Origin of the sequence: Peribacillus sp. ACCC06369, from assembly GCF_030348945.1 — a bacterium.
GTDB lineage: Bacteria > Bacillota > Bacilli > Bacillales > DSM-1321 > Peribacillus.
Map to the genome: position 1 here is coordinate 3654026 of NZ_JAUCEN010000002.1, position 17564 is coordinate 3671589.

At 44.2% G+C, this 17564-nt stretch carries 18 protein-coding genes; 4 read left to right on the forward strand and 14 right to left on the reverse strand.

Features of this window, described 5'->3' with window-relative positions; genetic code table 11:
- Positions 1 to 258 precede the first annotated feature (258 nt).
- Positions 259 to 435, forward strand: coding sequence for a hypothetical protein (locus tag QUF78_RS18660; RefSeq protein WP_289327422.1), 177 nt, complete (start codon positions 259 to 261; stop codon positions 433 to 435).
- Positions 436 to 494: 59 nt separating this feature from the next.
- Here the strand turns inward: QUF78_RS18660 and QUF78_RS18665 are convergent, their stop codons facing one another.
- From QUF78_RS18665 to cymR, 14 genes are all read right to left on the reverse strand, one after another.
- A complete protein-coding gene (locus QUF78_RS18665) occupies positions 495 to 785 on the reverse strand; it encodes a DUF1292 domain-containing protein (RefSeq protein ID WP_034308630.1) in 291 nt (96 codons plus the stop codon).
- An 11-nt stretch (positions 786 to 796) separates the two neighbouring features.
- Entirely contained in the window at positions 797 to 1222 is a 426-nt protein-coding gene (ruvX, locus tag QUF78_RS18670; RefSeq protein ID WP_064463555.1) for a Holliday junction resolvase RuvX, read from the reverse strand.
- A complete protein-coding gene (locus QUF78_RS18675; protein WP_034311358.1) occupies positions 1222 to 1491 on the reverse strand; it encodes an IreB family regulatory phosphoprotein in 270 nt (89 codons plus the stop codon). The genes ruvX and QUF78_RS18675 overlap by 1 nt, the downstream gene beginning before the upstream one ends.
- Before the next feature lie 66 nt (positions 1492 to 1557).
- Complete coding sequence (gene alaS / locus QUF78_RS18680) at positions 1558 to 4194, reverse strand: alanine--tRNA ligase (protein ID WP_289325829.1); 2637 nt, start codon at positions 4192 to 4194, stop codon at positions 1558 to 1560.
- A gap of 307 nt (positions 4195 to 4501) precedes the next feature.
- Positions 4502 to 5578 (reverse strand): AI-2E family transporter, encoded by a 1077-nt coding sequence (locus tag QUF78_RS18685; protein ID WP_289325830.1) that lies wholly within the window; start codon positions 5576 to 5578, stop codon positions 4502 to 4504.
- Between the two features lie 227 nt (positions 5579 to 5805).
- Positions 5806 to 6021 (reverse strand): hypothetical protein, encoded by a 216-nt coding sequence (locus tag QUF78_RS18690; RefSeq protein WP_063233024.1) that lies wholly within the window; start codon positions 6019 to 6021, stop codon positions 5806 to 5808.
- Positions 6011 to 6469: a PRC-barrel domain-containing protein gene (locus QUF78_RS18695; protein WP_370015894.1), complete on the reverse strand. Its 459-nt coding sequence runs from the start codon at positions 6467 to 6469 to the stop codon at positions 6011 to 6013. The genes QUF78_RS18690 and QUF78_RS18695 overlap by 11 nt, the downstream gene beginning before the upstream one ends.
- Positions 6470 to 6616: 147 nt before the next feature.
- A complete protein-coding gene (locus QUF78_RS18700; RefSeq protein ID WP_289325832.1) occupies positions 6617 to 7390 on the reverse strand; it encodes a TPM domain-containing protein in 774 nt (257 codons plus the stop codon).
- Positions 7390 to 7959 carry a LemA family protein gene (locus QUF78_RS18705; RefSeq protein WP_370017084.1) on the reverse strand — a complete coding sequence of 190 codons (570 nt, stop codon included), beginning with the start codon at positions 7957 to 7959 and terminating at the stop codon, positions 7390 to 7392. The genes QUF78_RS18700 and QUF78_RS18705 overlap by 1 nt, the downstream gene beginning before the upstream one ends.
- Positions 7960 to 8067: 108 nt before the next feature.
- Positions 8068 to 10476: an SF1B family DNA helicase RecD2 gene (recD2, locus tag QUF78_RS18710; protein ID WP_289325834.1), complete on the reverse strand. Its 2409-nt coding sequence runs from the start codon at positions 10474 to 10476 to the stop codon at positions 8068 to 8070.
- A gap of 36 nt (positions 10477 to 10512) precedes the next feature.
- Entirely contained in the window at positions 10513 to 11178 is a 666-nt protein-coding gene (locus tag QUF78_RS18715; RefSeq protein WP_289325835.1) for a tetratricopeptide repeat protein, read from the reverse strand.
- Between the two features lie 121 nt (positions 11179 to 11299).
- On the reverse strand, positions 11300 to 12415 hold the full coding sequence (mnmA, locus tag QUF78_RS18720; RefSeq protein WP_289315576.1) for a tRNA 2-thiouridine(34) synthase MnmA: 1116 nt from the start codon (positions 12413 to 12415) through the stop codon (positions 11300 to 11302).
- 29 nt (positions 12416 to 12444) lie between these two features.
- Positions 12445 to 13590 carry a cysteine desulfurase family protein gene (locus QUF78_RS18725; protein WP_289325836.1) on the reverse strand — a complete coding sequence of 382 codons (1146 nt, stop codon included), beginning with the start codon at positions 13588 to 13590 and terminating at the stop codon, positions 12445 to 12447.
- A gap of 61 nt (positions 13591 to 13651) precedes the next feature.
- Positions 13652 to 14071 (reverse strand): cysteine metabolism transcriptional regulator CymR, encoded by a 420-nt coding sequence (gene cymR / locus QUF78_RS18730; RefSeq protein ID WP_034308657.1) that lies wholly within the window; start codon positions 14069 to 14071, stop codon positions 13652 to 13654.
- 604 nt (positions 14072 to 14675) lie between these two features.
- On the opposite strand from cymR, the gene QUF78_RS27900 reads away from it, so the two are divergent.
- From QUF78_RS27900 to QUF78_RS18740, 3 genes are all read left to right on the forward strand, one after another.
- Positions 14676 to 15005 (forward strand): nuclease-related domain-containing protein, encoded by a 330-nt coding sequence (locus tag QUF78_RS27900; protein WP_353957948.1) that lies wholly within the window; start codon positions 14676 to 14678, stop codon positions 15003 to 15005.
- Complete coding sequence (locus QUF78_RS18735; protein ID WP_289325837.1) at positions 14906 to 15592, forward strand: hypothetical protein; 687 nt, start codon at positions 14906 to 14908, stop codon at positions 15590 to 15592. The genes QUF78_RS27900 and QUF78_RS18735 overlap by 100 nt, the downstream gene beginning before the upstream one ends.
- Positions 15593 to 15873: 281 nt before the next feature.
- Positions 15874 to 17145: a replication-associated recombination protein A gene (locus tag QUF78_RS18740; protein WP_289325838.1), complete on the forward strand. Its 1272-nt coding sequence runs from the start codon at positions 15874 to 15876 to the stop codon at positions 17143 to 17145.
- Positions 17146 to 17564 lie beyond the last annotated feature (419 nt).

Consider the following 17564-nt stretch of genomic DNA (forward strand, 5'->3'; position numbering starts at 1 on the left):
CAACTACAGAATGGTTTCTCGATGATGCTTTCTCTAATTAAACTTTGCTTCGAACATTATACTAAAATCAACAAATAATTACATGGTTTTTGCAAAACTACATTCATTACTACTCTATTTATGGCAAAAAAGCACTAGTTTTGTCAATATTCAGGTATTATTTAATAGAAAAAGCCCTTAAATTTGTTTCCCTGCATGTGTTAGGCATTTCAGTCAATGACAGGAATATCATGTAACGATGCCATTATTAATTTTTAGATGAAGGAAGGTGTGAAGGAGTTGGATAATTCTTATTTTGTAGGTTGGGGGACATTGGCACTCATTAACGCAGGACTTGCTCAAGGTAAAAATAGAACGGGGCTGAATTGGTTCTTGCTCTCATTATTTTTGGGTCCGCTCGCTACTTTTATTCTTTTATTCGCAGAGAAAAGATAAGGGTTTACTGGTACATAAATGAAAAAACCGACCTCGATCGAGGTCGGTTTTTTCTGATATTATTCTTCTTCAGCTTCTTCTTGGTCAAGGAATGTATTTAACATTTCTTCGACTAGATCCCATTCTTCTTCTGTTTCGATGGGTGTAAGTTCACCATCTTTATTATCTTCGCTTGGTACGAATGATGAAGCGTGGATTTCAATTTCTTCCTCTTCATCTTCTGCAGACATCGGATAGTAAAGTACATAAGATTTGTTGAATTTATCTGAGTCGAATGTGAAAAGGATTTCGCAAAGCTGCTCGTTTCCGTTTTCATCTACTACTGTAATGTTGTTTTCGCCGTGTTCCATTTGTATTCACCTCATATTGAATTTGTTTGTCTGTCCAAGAATCCTTGCAGAATCATGACAGCAGCCATTTTATCAATGACTTTCTTGCGTTTGCTTCGGCTCACGTCCGCCTCAAGAAGGACACGTTCAGCCGCCATAGTTGTCAACCGTTCATCCCAGAGAAACACCGGCAGCTTGAATTTTTTTTCTAATCGTTTAGCGAAATCTTGACTGATCTCGCCTCGCGGTCCAACAGTACCATTCATATTTTTAGGTAAACCCAGGACAATTTTAGAAACTTCATGCTCTTTTATAATTTCATTGAGACGTTTAAAGCCGAAGTCATTTCCAGCTTCGTTAATTTTGATCGTTTCCAATCCTTGTGCAGTCCAACCCATCGCGTCACTCACGGCAACGCCGATGGTTTTTGAACCTAAATCAAGTCCCATTGTGCGCATTAGTATTCCTCTCGATGATTCTTAAGATACGACTTAACCAATTCTTCGATGATTTCATCGCGTTCAAGCTTACGAATAATGTTCCGAGCGTCCATATGGCGCGGGATGTAGGCCGGGTCACCAGATAATAGATAACCGACAATTTGGTTGATCGGGTTATAACCTTTTTCCTGAAGAGCAACATAAACTTGAGACAATACTTCTTGTACATCTCTTTCGAATGGTTCTTCGGGAAAATTAAATTTCATCGTTTTATCAAAGGAACTCATTAACATGCACCTCTCCTCAGCGTCCAGAATCCACTATTACCTACATTGTACAACACTTTTCATTGATTATGAAATCGATAAGACCCATTCTTCAACAAAATTAAGTGCTGCATCCAATTTTTCAGGGTCTTTTCCGCCGGCTTGGGCCATATCTGGACGTCCGCCACCGCCTCCGCCGCAACGGGAAGCAACTTCTTTGATCAATTTACCAGCATGGAAACCGCGATCGATATAATCCTTGGTAACCCCAGCAATCAAATTGACTTTATCACCTTGGGCGGATCCTAATACGATAATGACAGAATCGAGCTTTTGTTTCAAATCATCAGCCATGGCACGTAGATTATTCATATCGGTAGCTTGAACTTTTGCCACCAATACTTGAACCCCATTTATGTCTTTTACGTTAGAAACAAGGCTTCCAGCTTCAATATTACTTAACTTTGCAGTCAGGCTTTCATTCTCACGATAAAGATCCTTCACTTCAGCTAAGACCGTTTCAATTCTTGAAGGTACATCTTTCAAGTTCGTTTTCAACTTAGCAGCCGCGTCTTTCAAGACACCGATTTGATCAGTCATCAATTTGTATGCCCCGGCACCCGTTACCGCTTCTATCCGGCGAGTCCCTGCACCGATGCCGCTTTCTGAAACGATTTTGAACAAGCCGATCACCGCTGTATTCGGGACGTGGACACCCCCGCAAAGTTCAAGACTATAATCGCCTATTTGAACGACACGGACAATCTTGCCGTATTTTTCGCCGAACAAGGCCATTGCACCCATCGCTTTAGCTTCTTCAATGTTTTTATAGTCCGTATTCACTTGTAAACTTTGCCAAATCTTTTCATTTACAATCGTTTCGATCCGCTCAATCTCTTCCGCCGTTATCTGGCCAAAATGAGAGAAATCGAAGCGAAGGCGCTCAGCTTGTACGAGTGAACCAGCCTGATTGACATGTGTACCAAGCACATCTTTCAACGCCTGGTGCAGAAGATGTGTCGCAGTATGATTTTTCGTGATATGGATGCGGTTTTCTTGATCTACCGCAGCAACGATATCGGAATCTGATGTTAAAGTGCCGGCAGCCACTGTTACACGGTGCAGATTTTGGCCATTAGGAGCTTTTTGAACATCATGGACATCAACCTTCACGGCATCACTAGCCATCGTTCCTTTATCAGCTATTTGCCCGCCGCTTTCCGCGTAGAAAGGAGTCTTGTTCAAGATTACCTGAACTTCTTCACCTTCTTGTGCCTCCGTAACAAGCTCGCCATTTTTAATGATGGCAGAAACTTTTGCTTCAACCGCAACTTGATCATAGCCGACAAATTCACTTTCAACTTTAATATCGCCTAATACCCCGCCTTGGATTTGCATGGAATCAACATCTTGACGTGCTGAACGGGCACGTTCACGCTGTGCATCCATTTCTTTTTCAAAACCGGCTTGATCGACCGTCATGCCTTCTTCTTCTGCATATTCTTCCGTTAACTCGATCGGGAAACCATATGTGTCATATAAACGGAATGCATCACTGCCTGGAATGGTTGTACCGCCTTTTTCCTTTTCCTTTCTAATGACTTCAGAAAGGATGGCCAGTCCATCATGTAGGGTTTCGTGGAAGCGTTCCTCTTCATTCTTGATAACTTTTGCAATGAATTCTTTATTATTGAGGACTTCAGGGTAGAAGTCTTTCATGATTTCGCCGACGACCGTCACAAGTTCGAACATGAATGGTCGATTGATGTTGATTTGCTTAGCATAACGAACCGCTCTGCGAAGCAAACGGCGCAATACATAGCCTCGGCCTTCGTTGGATGGAAGAGCCCCGTCACCTACCGCAAAGGCAACCGTACGAATATGGTCGGCAATGACCTTGAAAGCAACATTTTTTTCTGCATCAACACCATATTTCACATCGGAGATCTCTTCGACTGCCCGGATGATCGGCATGAATAAATCCGTATCATAGTTAGTCTCTACATCTTGAACGACGGAAGCCATACGTTCAAGACCCATGCCCGTATCGATATTTTTCTTTGGAAGCGGTGTATAAGAACCGTCCGGATTATGGTTGAATTGAGAAAACACAAGATTCCAGACCTCTAGATGCCGTTCATTTTCACCGCCTGGATATAGTTCCGGATCATTCGGGTCATCGCCATATGCTGGTCCGCGGTCATAGAAAATCTCTGTATTCGGGCCACTTGGACCCTCACCGATATCCCAGAAGTTTTCTTTCAGGCGAATGATTCTTTCAGCTGGAACACCGATTTTCTTATTCCAGAGTTCGAAGGCTTCATCATCTTCAGGATGGATTGTCACAGCCAATTTCTCTTTGTCGAACCCAATCCACTTTTCATCCGTCAAAAACTCCCATGCCCATGTGATGGCTTCTTCTTTGAAGTATTCACCAATGGAGAAGTTGCCGAGCATTTCGAAAAACGTATGATGACGTGCCGTTTTCCCCACGTTTTCAATATCGTTTGTACGGATGGCCTTTTGTGCATTTGTAATCCTTGGATTTTCGGGAATCACCCGTCCATCAAAATATTTCTTTAACGTCGCCACCCCGGAATTGATCCAAAGCAATGATGGATCTTCATGAGGAACCAATGACGCGCTTGGTTCGATGTTATGGCCTTTTTCACTAAAAAAATCTAAATACATTTGGCGGATTTGAGCACCGGTTAAATACTTCATATATATATCCTCCTTTTAAAATTATGTAATTTTGAGCACACAAAAAACTCCCATCCCAAAAACAGGGACGAGAGTTAACTCGCGGTACCACCCTGATTATGGACGCAGGAATTCCCGGGTCCATCACCTTCATAAAAGCCTTAACGCGGCATGACGGCAGGTATTAGCTGCTCTCAGGACTAGCTTTCTGCTGCTCTTCACCTTGCAGTCCCTTTCAGCCTGGGGGACCCCTCTCTTTTAGATGGACTTCAGCATACTTCATCCTTCAACGAATTATCTTATGTAATGGATTATATTCACAAGACTTTTATTTGTCAATAAGGGGCGGCTTCTTTCTAAAGTGAACGCGGGCATGAAGCACAAAAACTTTCAACACAGCCAAAATGGGAATCGAAAGGACCATGCCCGTGATACCACCTATTTCACCTCCGGCCAATAATGCGAGCATGATGAAAAGCGGGTGCATATGGAGGCTTTTACCGACTATAAACGGCGACAGGATATTTCCCTCGAGAAATTGAAGCAGGAGCACGATGACCGCGATGATCACCACCATTTTCACTGACATGGTCGCGGCGATGATCACTGCAGGGATGGCCCCAATTACAGGCCCGAAATACGGAATGACATTCGTTATTCCGATTATCGCTCCCAATAGCAGCGGATATTGCATTCCGACTATCCAGAAAAGCAGCGAGGAAATCAACCCGACCAAGGCACAGACAATGATTTGTCCGCGAATATAGCCGCCCAGCGACGCATCCACATCACGAACGAATGCCCGTCCCTGCTTGCGCCATTTTTTCGGGGTCATATACCAAGCCATTTTTTTTAGAACAGTGAAATCTTTCAGGATATAAAAAGCAATGAATGGAATCAAAGCAATCAGAACGATGAAATCAATCATCTTCATTGCATACTCCATCGCCTTCTCTGGAATACGCTTCAGCCAGCCTTCGAAAAGGGTGACACCTTCTTCGAACCTTTCATGAATTCCGAACGGCCATGCTGCCGTTTGATGATTGAGCTTATCTATCCGGCTCCGATACTGATCAACCAGTTCTGGGACGCTTTCCGACAGCTCGCGAACCTGGCTGACAATCACTGGAATACCTTTATAAACGGCAAAGCCAATCCCTCCGAAAAACAACAAATAGATAATCGTAATCGAAAGCCAGCGACGCAGCCCTTTCTCATTTAAATATTCCACTACCGGATGCAGCAAGTAACTGATGAACGCACCAATCAAAAAAGGCAGCAGTACCGTCACACATACAGTAACGAAAGGTCCCCACATGGGCTTAAGTTTCATAAAAATATAGATAACGAAAAATAAGAGCAATAAAAAACCCAGGCGATAAAACCACTTCAGACGAATACTCACACTAAACACCTCCCGCTCATTTATTCTTCGAAAGGCGGAAGGTTTTCATACATAAAAAAGAGTGCCCTCATTATCAGGACACCCATTCCCGCTATAATAATGACTTTAATCTTTTGCGTATTTTCTTCATGTTCCGTTTGATCATCTTCGAGTTCATCAAGTCCGAACCCATATTCATTAGAGTATTGCGTGAACGTCTAGCCATTGCAAACACCTCTTCCGTTAAATTACATACTGAAGCGGCGGTCATTTTCCTCAAACAAATCGTCCAATGAGCTTAAACTTCCATCTTCCTCGACTTGGTGCGTATTAATGAGCCCTTCGGATAAGGTCATTTCAATAAAGCAATTCCAACAATAATATTGATTCACGCCAATCTTCCCAACATCTTTACTGCGGCAATTCGGACATTTAATTTCCAAAATGGACACCTCACTGTTCATAAACTGAAACAATGATGGTATCCTTCCCTAATGCAGGCGGCTGTTTTGATTCTATCACTGTCGACTCCGAGAAAAACCCATCCGTTGTTTCATACGCTATAATCGTGCCCATTTTCTCCTTGAAATATACATCCTGCAGTAAACCCAGTTCTTCGCCCATTTCTGAAAAAAGCATGCGACCCAATAATTCGTCCTTCGATAGGCATATGGAATCCGCAGGCACTTTCCTTAAGTTTGAATCCTGTTGCATGATGACGATCCCATCTGGACCGAATGAAGAAATATCGTCAAGTTTCAAATGAAAAGCTCTTTTGAACAATGCTTGCTGATGAACGACCAAGCCTGTTACCTGACCCATTTCAGAAATTGATAAATCGTGGACCGTGCCGACTCTTTCTCCTTTGATTGTAAAAACCGGCATCCCTTTCAATAATGAAAACGTCCGCAAGGTCATCCCGCCTTTCCGAACATTTTTATTATCTCTTTACTACTGAAAATAGATGTGCTGAAAGGTTTTCCATTGTTGCTCCATCTTCCGGAAATACAGGGAACAGGCATAAAAAAAAGACCGGTTTCCCGGTCTGATTCACCTGTTTTACCATCCCCTGCTGGCACCTCCGCCACCGGAACTTCCTCCGCCACCTCCACGTGGACCGCCGCTGCCGCCTCCACGGCCACCGCCGCCTCCGCGACTGATGATTATCAAAAGGATATTGATTAGCGTTTGGAGGAAAAATCCTTTAAAGAACTTGGCATCGAGGATGAATACGATGATGACAACGAGGATAATGAGGAAAATCTGTAAACCTGATGGCTGAAAGTTTTCTGACTCAGGCTGAACGGAGAGATCTTGATAAAACTCGTCACCTAGGTTGTATTCTTTCATGACATCGTTATATACGGCCTTATAGGTTTCCGTCAGGGCAACATCATATTTACCCTCTTTCAGCGCAGGGATAGCCACATTGTCCAAAATCTGACCAGATTTTATATCGGTAATGGCCCCTTCCAAACCGTAACCCACTTCAATACGGATTTTCTGTTCTTCCATGGCTAGAACAATTAGAACTCCATTGTTCAGCTCGGAATCACCCAGTTTGAATGATCTCAATGCCTCGACCGAGTACTCCTCGATCTCGGATCCTTCCATGGAATCAACCGTCAAAACGGAAATTTGTGCTTTTGTAGCATCATCCAATCGTTTCCCAAGTTCGATGAGTTCGGATTTTTCCTGATCATCCAGGACTCCGGCGAAGTCCTGAACATATATATCCCCAACTGGTTCAGGGATGTTAGGTTGTGCTGCGACCACGTTTGCTAAACTGCACGTGAGAATGAAGAATAGCGCAAACACAGCTAGTTTTTTCATTATTTATCGCTCCCGAAATCAACCTTTGGCGTTTCTTTTTCTTGATCGGTCACTTCAAAATATGGTTTAGCATCGAACCCGAACACTCCTGCCATCATATTCTTCGGAAAGCGTTTAATCATCTTATTATAGTTTGTAACTTCATCATTATAGTCTTTTCGTGCTACTGTCAGTCGATTTTCCGTTCCTTCCAAACTATCCATGAGACCCTTGAAGTTCTCATTGGCCTTTAAATCCGGATAGTTCTCGACAACCACCAAAAGACGGCTTAAGGCCCCGCTCAATTCTTGATCGGCATCAATTGCATCTTCAGTCGAGTTGGCGCCGGCTAGCTTCGAGCGTGCATCACTCACCGCTTTAATGGCTTCCGTTTCATGCGAAGCATAACCCTTGACCGTTTCAACAAGGTTCGGAATCAAATCCGCCCTTCGTTTCAATTGGTTATCCACCTGTGACCATTTATTGTCGACATCTTCACTTGCACTTACAAGGCCGTTGTACGAAGATGCCCCAAAAATGACCAGCAAAACGACAACGACTATTCCTAGTATCCAACCTTTTTTCATCAGTTTCCCCCCTACTCTTTCACATATAAGTTATATTCTATATTAGTTCCACCAAAACTATGAATTATAAACAAAATTCATCAAATGAAGAAACAAAACATTGATCACCAGCTACATGAAATCATAAGGGGTGACACTTTCCATCCCGATCATCGGGTCAGCATGCATGAGAGTATCAAGATAACTTGCCTCTGGCGCATGTACATCTCCCTTTTCAACCGGCCTATCTTCCTCACTCAAAATCTCCCGCAGCTTTTCACGCAAAGTCGTTTTCCGGCGCATCTCATCATTACGCTCGATCCCTAAACGGAATGCATCCTCTTCACCACAAAGGATCAAGAAATTTTTACTGCGGGTAATTGCCGTATACAATAAATTTCGGCGAAGCATCCGATAATAACTTTTCACTACAGGTAAAATGACAATGGGGAATTCGCTTCCCTGCGACTTATGAATGGAGCAGCAATATGCATGAGTAATCTGGTTCAAGTCCTGTTTCGTGTAGGTCACCTCGATACCTTCGAAAGAAATGATAACTTTATCGACATGATCGGTATTTTCCTTAGCGAACAGTATGGACACGATTTCACCCATATCGCCATTAAAGACACCCTCCTCTGGCTGGTTCACCAGTTGAAGCACCTTATCACCCGTTCTGTATATCACGTCACCGAATTTAATTTCCCGCCGCTTTTCATCCGCATTGCCATTGAACACTTCCTGAAGCATTTTATTCAGTGCATCAATCCCGGCAGGCCCCCTATACATCGGAGCCAGTACCTGTATATCCCTGGCCGTGAAACCCTTTGTCCTGGCATTCGCAACCACTTTCTCGATTACCTGGGCGATTTGCCCGGTCTGACAGCGAATGAACGATCGATCTTCTTGCTGCTTCGTAACATCATCCGGGAGTCTTCCTTTTTTGATGTCATGGGCCAATTCAATGATCGATGAGCCGTCAGCTTGACGGTAAATATGTTCCAAACTGACAGTCGGTACACAATCCGATGCAAGCAAATCCTTTAAAACCTGCCCAGGGCCGACTGATGGCAGCTGATCTTCATCACCCACCAATATCACTTGGACATTTTCCGGCAAGGCTTTAAACAATTGATGGGCCAGCCACGTATCAACCATGGAAACCTCATCGATGATCACGATCCGGCCATCCAACTGATTATCCTCATCATGGGAAAAGCCTTCACTCCCGTTCCACCCCAGCAAACGGTGGATCGTAACAGCGGGAAGTCCAGTCGATTCGGCCATGCGTTTCGCTGCTCGGCCAGTAGGAGCCGCAAGTACGAATGGAAATGGATCGCTTCCTTCTTTTTTATAATCGTTAATGTCCATGGATACACCATGCAGCTCCGCATAAAGCTCAACAATTCCTTTGATCACCGTCGTCTTACCGGTACCAGGCCCCCCCGTCAAGATTAACATGGGGGACTGCAGGGCTGTTTGTATCGCTTCCTTTTGGGCTGGGGCGTAGGAAACATCAAGCCGCTCTTCCAGCTTCCCAAGTGCCAGCAAAAACTCCGATTCCGGGAACTGGTCCTCATACTCCGTTTGAGCAAGCAGCCGCTTGATGTTCATGACGATTCCCTTTTCGGAATAGAATAGTGAAGGCGGATAAATTCGTTGATCCTCGACAACTATTTTTCCCTCTTGCGTCAATTCGATTATTTCCGAGGAAATGTTTGTGAATTCAATGCGATCCCGTTTATTTTCCTCAAGCAGTCGCTTGACCGCTTCCAATAGCTGCTCGGCTTCTATGTAGATATTTCCATCCTGGAGGCATTGTGATTCAAGTGTATACAAGCACGCAGCCTTGATTCGGTCGGGATGGCTGCCGGAAATGCCAAGCTGATGCCCAAGCTCATCCGCCCGTCCAAAACCAATCCCTTCAATATCCTCCACGAGCTTATAAGGATTTCCCTGAACCATCGTGATCGTATCCTGTTTATACATTTGATAAATCTTCATCGACAACTGTGGTCCAAAGCCATATTGATTCAGGGCGATCATCACCTGTTCCAAACCTTGATGCTCGACTAATGTATCATAGAGGCCCTTTGCCTTTTCCCCTGATAGCTTCGGGATATCATCAAGTAACGAAGGCTGAGCCAGAATTTTGGAAATTGCCTTTTCCCCTAGGGTCTCAACAATGCTTTCGGCTGTTTTTTTCCCAATGCCCTTGAAAAGATCACCGGATAAATAACTGACGATCCCTTCCTTGGATTGAGGCAAATCCTTACGGAAATGCTCCACATGAAATTGAAGGCCAAAACGCGCATGTTCCTTCATCGCCCCATAAAAAATATAGATCTCATCCTCATGCATCCTTGGAAAATAACCTGTTACGACAGCTTCCTTCTCTTCATAATTCAGATTCGTTTCATGCACACGAATTCTTACAACCGAGTACATATTTTCTTCATTATGAAAGATCGTCACTAAATGACTTCCTTTCATGAACATTTTCTCCTCTGAAAACAAATCCAACGAATCTTGCTGGCTCAACGCTACTCCCCACCTTTCCATGCATATGCCGACTATTTACTCAGCATTCATTTCTTCCATCAGTTTCTTACCGTGTGCAGCAAGCATATGGTCAGGCTGTGCTTCCAAAGCCTTATCAAAATAAGCGATCGCTGCTTGCGCATCTTCACGATACCCGGCAAACGCAACACCTAAATTATAATAAGCATCGGCATGTCCCGGATCCTGCTCCACAATTAAATTCAGTTGATTGATCAACTCATCGTATAATTCCGCATTGGCAAGACATAGTGCATATTGGAATCTCGCGTCAACGTCCTCTGGGCTCAGCTCCACCGTTCTCTGTAAATAAGGCATCGCCAACTTCGGTTGATCCAACGCCATCAATGTCAATCCAAGCATGAAGTAAGCATCGCTGTTCTCCAGTCCCAAGCGGATTGCCTTTTCAAACATATCCTTCGCTTCGACTAATTTAGAATCGGATTCATAGTATAAGTTACCTAATGAATAATAAGCCGCAGCTGCATTTTCATCCAGCTCAATCGCCTTTCTGTAAAACTTGACCGCTTTATCCGTTTCACCAACGGCAGTCAATACATTCCCGAAATTTATGTAGGCAACAGGCTCATTCGGATTTTCCTCGATCGCCTCATTAAAAACTTTCGCCGCTTCTTCGTATTTCCCTTGCTGCATAAACTCAATTCCTTGTTGATTCTTATCCATTATCATTTCACACTCCATTTTTATATTAAAAAGTATAGCATAACAGTAGTCGAATTCAGACAGCACACCCGCAATCCAAAAGAAGTCCCCAACCGCAAACACAGCTGGGGACATGCTTATTTTACCCTACGTAAGTCAGTTTTTCACCTTTTTTAAATACTTCGTCAATCGTACCGCCACCAAGGCACACTTCACCATCATAGAATACGACTGCTTGTCCAGGTGTGATCGCGCGGACTGGCTCGTCAAAGATGACTTCGACATCACCATTTTCCAAGACCTTCACCTTAACACCGCTATCCTCTTGACGGTACCTGAACTTTGCCGTACATGTAAATTCATCCGCAGGTATATGTTCCGCTACCCAGCTAACATTCACTGCACGAAGCGAATTGGAATACAGCACATCATTATCAAACCCTTGACACACATATAAAACATTGCGTTTCAAGTCTTTACCCGCAACAAACCAAGGATCGCCGCTGCCGCCAATCCCCAGACCGTGACGCTGACCGATGGTGTAATACATCAATCCGTCATGCTTGCCCATGACCTTGCCATCCATCGTGACCATATCTCCTGGCTGAGCTGGAAGGTAATTGCTTAAAAACTCTTTGAAATTGCGTTCACCGATAAAACAGATGCCTGTAGAATCTTTTTTCGTTGCCGTAGCAAGACCCGCTTCTTTCGCAATCTCACGGACTTCCTTCTTATCAATATGTCCAAGCGGAAACATGACTTTTTCCAATTGTTCTTGAGTAAGTTGATTCAAGAAGTACGTTTGATCCTTATTATTATCGATGCCGCGAAGCATTTTGTATTCGCCATCCCGGTATTCAACCTGTGCGTAATGACCTGTAGCCACATAGTCAGCACCAAGACTTACCGCATGTTCAAGAAAGGCCTTGAACTTGATTTCCTTATTGCACATTACATCCGGATTCGGAGTACGGCCCGCTTTATACTCATCCAAGAAATAAGTAAAAACTTTATCCCAATATTGCTTTTCGAAATTGACCGCATAATAAGGGATGCCGATTTGATTACATACGGCAATTACATCATTGTAATCTTCCGTTGCCGTACAAACTCCGTTTTCATCTGTATCATCCCAGTTCTTCATGAAAATCCCGACCACATCATAGCCTTGATTCTTCAATAGCAGGGCTGACACAGAAGAATCCACGCCTCCTGACATGCCCACGACAACGCGGGTGTCCTTTGGTGCTTTATTCATTCTGTCACCTCATTTATTTAAAGAAGGAATTATCTTCCCACTAATCTTTTAACGATTTTAACGGTGGTTTCAGCTGCCTGCCTGACGTCCTCTTCCGTGTTGTTCAAACCGAAGCTGAAACGAATCGAATTCTTCGTCCGCTCCGAAGCTTTCCCGAACATCGCCACAAGTACATGCGACGGATCGATTGACCCGGCTGTACAAGCGGATCCGCTCGATACCGCAACACCTGCCAAGTCCAAATTGACGAGCATAGATTCCACATTCGTACCCGGAAAACTAACATTCAGCACATGTGGCAGCGACTGTTCCATAGATCCGTTAATTTCATATTGTACATCCGCCTCATCAAAGACAGCAAGCAATACGTCTTTAAATCGCTTGTATTGCTCCGTTTTCTCTTCCATCGTGCTTTGTGCAAGTAAAACAGCTTCTGAAAAACCGGCAATTGCCGGCACACTCTCCGTACCTGCACGGCGTTTGCGTTCTTGTTCCCCGCCATATAAATGCGGATTCAGCTTCAAGCCTTCACGCATATATAGAAAGCCGATTCCTTTGGGACCGTTGATTTTATGTGCTGATACACTCAGCAGATCCACCCCCAACTCACGAACGTCAATACGGATCAAACCATATGCCTGGACCGCGTCCGTATGGAAAATGGCTGGATGGCCCTTGAGCAGCTGTCCAATTTCAGCAATCGGCTGGATCGTTCCAACCTCGTTATTGCCGAACATGACCGAAACCAAAATCGTATCGTCCCGCAATGCAGACTTTAAATCGGCAATTGAAATAAGCCCCGCTTCATTCACAGGTAAATATGTGACTTCAAAGCCAGACTTCTCAAGGAATTGGCACGTATGCAAGACCGCATGATGCTCAATCTCCGTCGTGATGATGTGCTTTCCCTTTTCTTTATAAGCATTGGCAACACCAATGATCGCCGTATTATCCGCCTCGGTTCCACCGCTAGTGAAAATGATTTCATTCCGCCCGGCACCTATGCTCGTAGCAATACTCGAACGCGCCTCATCCAAAACATGGCGCGCCTCCCGCCCGAAAGCATGAATGCTCGACGGATTGCCAAAGTCATGGCTCATGACTACCATCATCCTATCGATCACATTCGGATGCATCGGTGAAGTCGCAGCATGATCTAAATATATTCTGTCCACTTTTTTGTCGCCTCCATTAAAAAAACGCAAGCGCCTACATAATAGGCGCATTGCTAATCACTTAAATATAGTACATATAAGAATCGATTTCACCCGTATCCTTGTAGCTAGCCAAATCCATAAGCGTCGTATTATCCAATACATCCTTCACAGCATCGCGAATCCGGATCCAAAGCTGGCGCTTAACCGGCTCTTCATCCTCAATTCCTTCAACCGGAGTAATCGGCCCTTCCAATACGCGGATGACATCACCCGAAGTGATCTCCTGAGGATCTTTAGACAAGACATACCCGCCATAAGCACCGCGGACACTCTTCACCAACCCTGCATTACGAAGCGGCGCAATCAACTGCTCCAAATAATGCTCCGACAAATTATGCGTCTGGGCAATCGATTTCAAACTTTTCGGGCCTTCTCCATAATGTTTAGCAAGCTCGATCATAATCGTTAAACCATAACGGCCTTTAGTAGATATCTTCATACATATACACCTCAAATTATTTATCCGTTTCTAAATTCTTTTGAAATTATAGCATATTCCCGCCGGAAATGCATTCACCCGCCCTTCATTTGTCAAATTATCCTAATTGGAGAGGTAGGATAATGCAAAAAAAGAATGAAATATAACCGATCGGATGACGGATTTTTTTCCAGTGGAGACGGAATTTTGGGTTAGGACGGATATTCGTACGGACAGTCGGATAGTGGGGATAAGTCGAATCTTTCGCTCGGACGGCCAGATTATTAGGCGGTAAGGTCGAATCTTTCGCTCGGACGGCCGGATTATTGTGAGGATAGGTCGAATCTTTCGCTCGGACGGCCGGATTATTGTGTGGATAGGTCGATTTTTTCGCTTGGACGGCTGGATTATTGGGCGCTAGGTCAAATTTTTCGCTTGAACGGCCGGATTATTGGGTGCTAGGTCGATTTATATAAAAGTTCGTTCCATGCCACATTTATTTTCACTAAAATACAGGAAATCACTTTATTAACCGAGAATACTTCACTTAAATCTATAAGGAGTGGTTATCATGATCATTAAAAACTGCAAGATGCCTTTAAAGATAGACATGCTCGAAGCCCTGATGAGACGCTTACCCCCTGGACATGCGAAGCAACCGGCAATAATTGCAGATATCAAGAAAATCAAGGCAGGATACAACGGTGAATACAGAGTCTTCCAATCTCTTATAGCACTTCCTGAAAAGGAGTATCTACTCTTTCATGACCTCCGTCTAATCGGATCACCTTTTCCCTTCCAAATCGACATCCTCATTCTCACATCCTCTTTCCTCTTAATCCTTGAAGTCAAAACATGGCTGGTGAAATCTTTTTCGACGATGCCTTCAATCAACTTATCCGTACTAATACAGATGGAAATACCGAAGCTTTTGATGATCCCATATTGCAAGTGAGCCGGCAGCGCCAGCACTTGTTAGACTGGTTAAAAACAAAAAGAACAAACAACCTTCCAGTTGAAACCCTCGTTGTCAGTGCCAATACTTCAACGATCATTCGGGCCGTGAATAAGGATATTAATAGAAAAGTAATAAGAAAGGATCGTATTCTTCTTAAAATTGAAGAATTAAATTACAAGTATGGCGAAGCGGTCCTTTCTACTAGAGCAATGAAACGGTTATCGAATCTATTGCTCGATGGACACATCCCTTATATTCCTAAACCGCTAGAGAATTACAGAATTCCGATTACCGCCCTCCAAACCGGAATATTCTGCCACAAGTGTTCTGCATTTACCATGGAGCGGAAATCAAAAAAGTGGATTTGCTGTACCTGTTTGGATATTTCCCTTGATGCTCACATTTCGGCACTTTATGATTATCTATACCTCGTTAAACCTACCATTACAAACAGCGAATTTCGAAACTTCGTCCAACTCCAATCCCCATCCAGTGCAAAAAAACTATTACTTTCACTGAAACTGAATCATTCCGGCCATACTAGAGGCAGAGTTTATCTATTAGATTCTCTCTTAGAAGGATAGGCCGGATTATTCTGCTGGTAGGTCGCATTAATTCTTTTTAGGTCGGATTATTCCCCCGGTAGGTCGATATATCCCTTGGTAGGACGAATTAGCGTGCTCGTAGGTCGATTTATACTTATGTAGGACTTGATTTTTGCGTGGATAGGACAATTATCGACCTTACAAGCATAAATTAAATCCCCAAACGGACTACTATATTAGGAATTCGCCCTCTTTTACAGCATAATCAGCGCATTTCCCCCATCAGTTGTGATACCTTATATAAAAAGGAGAGGTGCGCAATGAATATTAAACCGCTTGCTTTCCGGATGCGGCCTCGGTCGATTGATGAGATCATCGGGCAGGAGCATCTGGTCGGTGAAGGAAAAATTATCGCAAGGATGGTGAAAGCCAAGCAGCTTTCTTCCATGATTTTGTATGGTCCGCCGGGAATTGGCAAGACATCGATTGCAAGTGCGATTGCCGGAAGCACGAAGTTTGCTTTCAGGACGCTGAACGCGGTGACCAATAATAAAAAGGATATGGAAATCGTGGCAGCCGAGGCTAAGATGTCCGGGAAAGTGATTCTGCTGCTTGATGAGGTTCATCGACTCGATAAGGCGAAGCAGGATTTCCTATTGCCTTATCTTGAAAACGGGATGATCACCTTGATCGGTGCAACGACCAGCAATCCCTATCATGCAATCAATCCGGCCATCAGAAGCCGGTGCCAGATTTTCGAGCTCAAATCATTGGAAACCAATGATATAACCAAAGCTCTGGAACGGGCACTTCATGATGAAGAACGGGGGCTTGGTGCGTATAAAACCGATGTCAGCCTTGATGCCCTTACCCATTTCGCGACTGCTTCCAACGGAGATGTCCGCAGTGCCCTTAACGCTCTTGAACTCGCCGTCATTTCCACCGAAACCGATGAGTCCGGAACGATTCATATAGATCTACAAATTGCCGAGGAATGCATGCAGAAAAAAAGCTTCTCACATGACAAGGACGGAGATGCCCATTATGATGTTCTGTCGGCTTTCCAAAAATCAATTCGCGGAAGTGATGTGAATGCAGCCCTTCATTATTTGGGGCGATTGGTCGAAGCTGGTGATCTTGTCAGCATTGCCCGCCGTATGGTGGTCATTGCCTACGAAGACATAGGTCTTGCCAATCCCCAGGCTGGTCCCAGGGCACTCGCTGCCGTCGAAGCCGCTGAACGACTTGGGTTTCCTGAAGCCCGGATTCCACTTGCCAACTCAGTGGTCGAGTTATGCCTATCACCGAAATCGAATACGGCCATTGTCGCCATTGATGCAGCTCTATCCGACATTCGCAGCGGCCATAGTGGAGATGTACCAGATCATCTCAAGGATGCCCATTACAAAGGCGCCACTGACCTCGGACGCGGCATCGGCTACCTTTATCCGCATGACTACGAGAATGGCTGGGTGAAGCAGCAATACTTACCGGACAAACTGCGCAGCAAAAAATATTACAAACCTAAAAAGAGTGGAAAATTTGAACAAGCCCTTGCCTCGGTCTATGAAAATATCGAGAAAAAGAAATAACTCCGGATCACTTCAGACCCGGAGTTTTTTTATTGTGGGAAATGAAAACTTTTAATATGCCTCAGATTGACAAAGACCGCCTCCTCATGAGCATTCATCAACCGTATTACTCATTCCAATATTCTGCGGATGCATAACTAAATTGAGCACGACCAGTTTATTGGTTTGTATGTACACCTGCCAGCCAAACGCTCCGGCTAGACCTTTCTTAGTTAACAACCGGAACGCTTAGGCTAAATTCCCTTTGAATCACCTTGCTTGGCCAATTTCCCCCGGGAATCAGTCCGCATCAAGGGCAGAAACAACATTTCAATATTTGATTCTAGCCCGATAACTTTTACAGCATTTAATCTTAGCTTATTGCAGACTGCAATCCGCGCACTTTTAGCGCAGATAAATTAGGTTTCCTCGTATCCAGT

Excerpts from the sequence above, each read along its gene's own strand:
- QUF78_RS18660 (WP_289327422.1), top strand. The coding sequence starts at position 259 with ATGAAGGAAGGTGTGAAGGAGTTGGATAATTCTTATTTTGTAGGTTGG.
- QUF78_RS18665 (WP_034308630.1), bottom strand. The coding sequence starts at position 785 with ATGGAACACGGCGAAAACAACATTACAGTAGTAGATGAAAACGGAAAC.
- ruvX (WP_064463555.1), bottom strand. The coding sequence starts at position 1,222 with ATGCGCACAATGGGACTTGATTTAGGTTCAAAAACCATCGGCGTTGCC.
- QUF78_RS18675 (WP_034311358.1), bottom strand. The coding sequence starts at position 1,491 with ATGAGTTCCTTTGATAAAACGATGAAATTTAATTTTCCCGAAGAACCA.
- alaS (WP_289325829.1), bottom strand. The coding sequence starts at position 4,194 with ATGAAGTATTTAACCGGTGCTCAAATCCGCCAAATGTATTTAGATTTT.
- QUF78_RS18690 (WP_063233024.1), bottom strand. The coding sequence starts at position 6,021 with ATGAACAGTGAGGTGTCCATTTTGGAAATTAAATGTCCGAATTGCCGC.
- QUF78_RS18700 (WP_289325832.1), bottom strand. The coding sequence starts at position 7,390 with ATGAAAAAACTAGCTGTGTTTGCGCTATTCTTCATTCTCACGTGCAGT.
- QUF78_RS18715 (WP_289325835.1), bottom strand. The coding sequence starts at position 11,178 with ATGGATAAGAATCAACAAGGAATTGAGTTTATGCAGCAAGGGAAATAC.
- mnmA (WP_289315576.1), bottom strand. The coding sequence starts at position 12,415 with ATGAATAAAGCACCAAAGGACACCCGCGTTGTCGTGGGCATGTCAGGA.
- cymR (WP_034308657.1), bottom strand. The coding sequence starts at position 14,071 with ATGAAGATATCTACTAAAGGCCGTTATGGTTTAACGATTATGATCGAG.
- QUF78_RS27900 (WP_353957948.1), top strand. The coding sequence starts at position 14,676 with ATGAGACGCTTACCCCCTGGACATGCGAAGCAACCGGCAATAATTGCA.
- QUF78_RS18735 (WP_289325837.1), top strand. The coding sequence starts at position 14,906 with ATGGCTGGTGAAATCTTTTTCGACGATGCCTTCAATCAACTTATCCGT.
- QUF78_RS18740 (WP_289325838.1), top strand. The coding sequence starts at position 15,874 with ATGAATATTAAACCGCTTGCTTTCCGGATGCGGCCTCGGTCGATTGAT.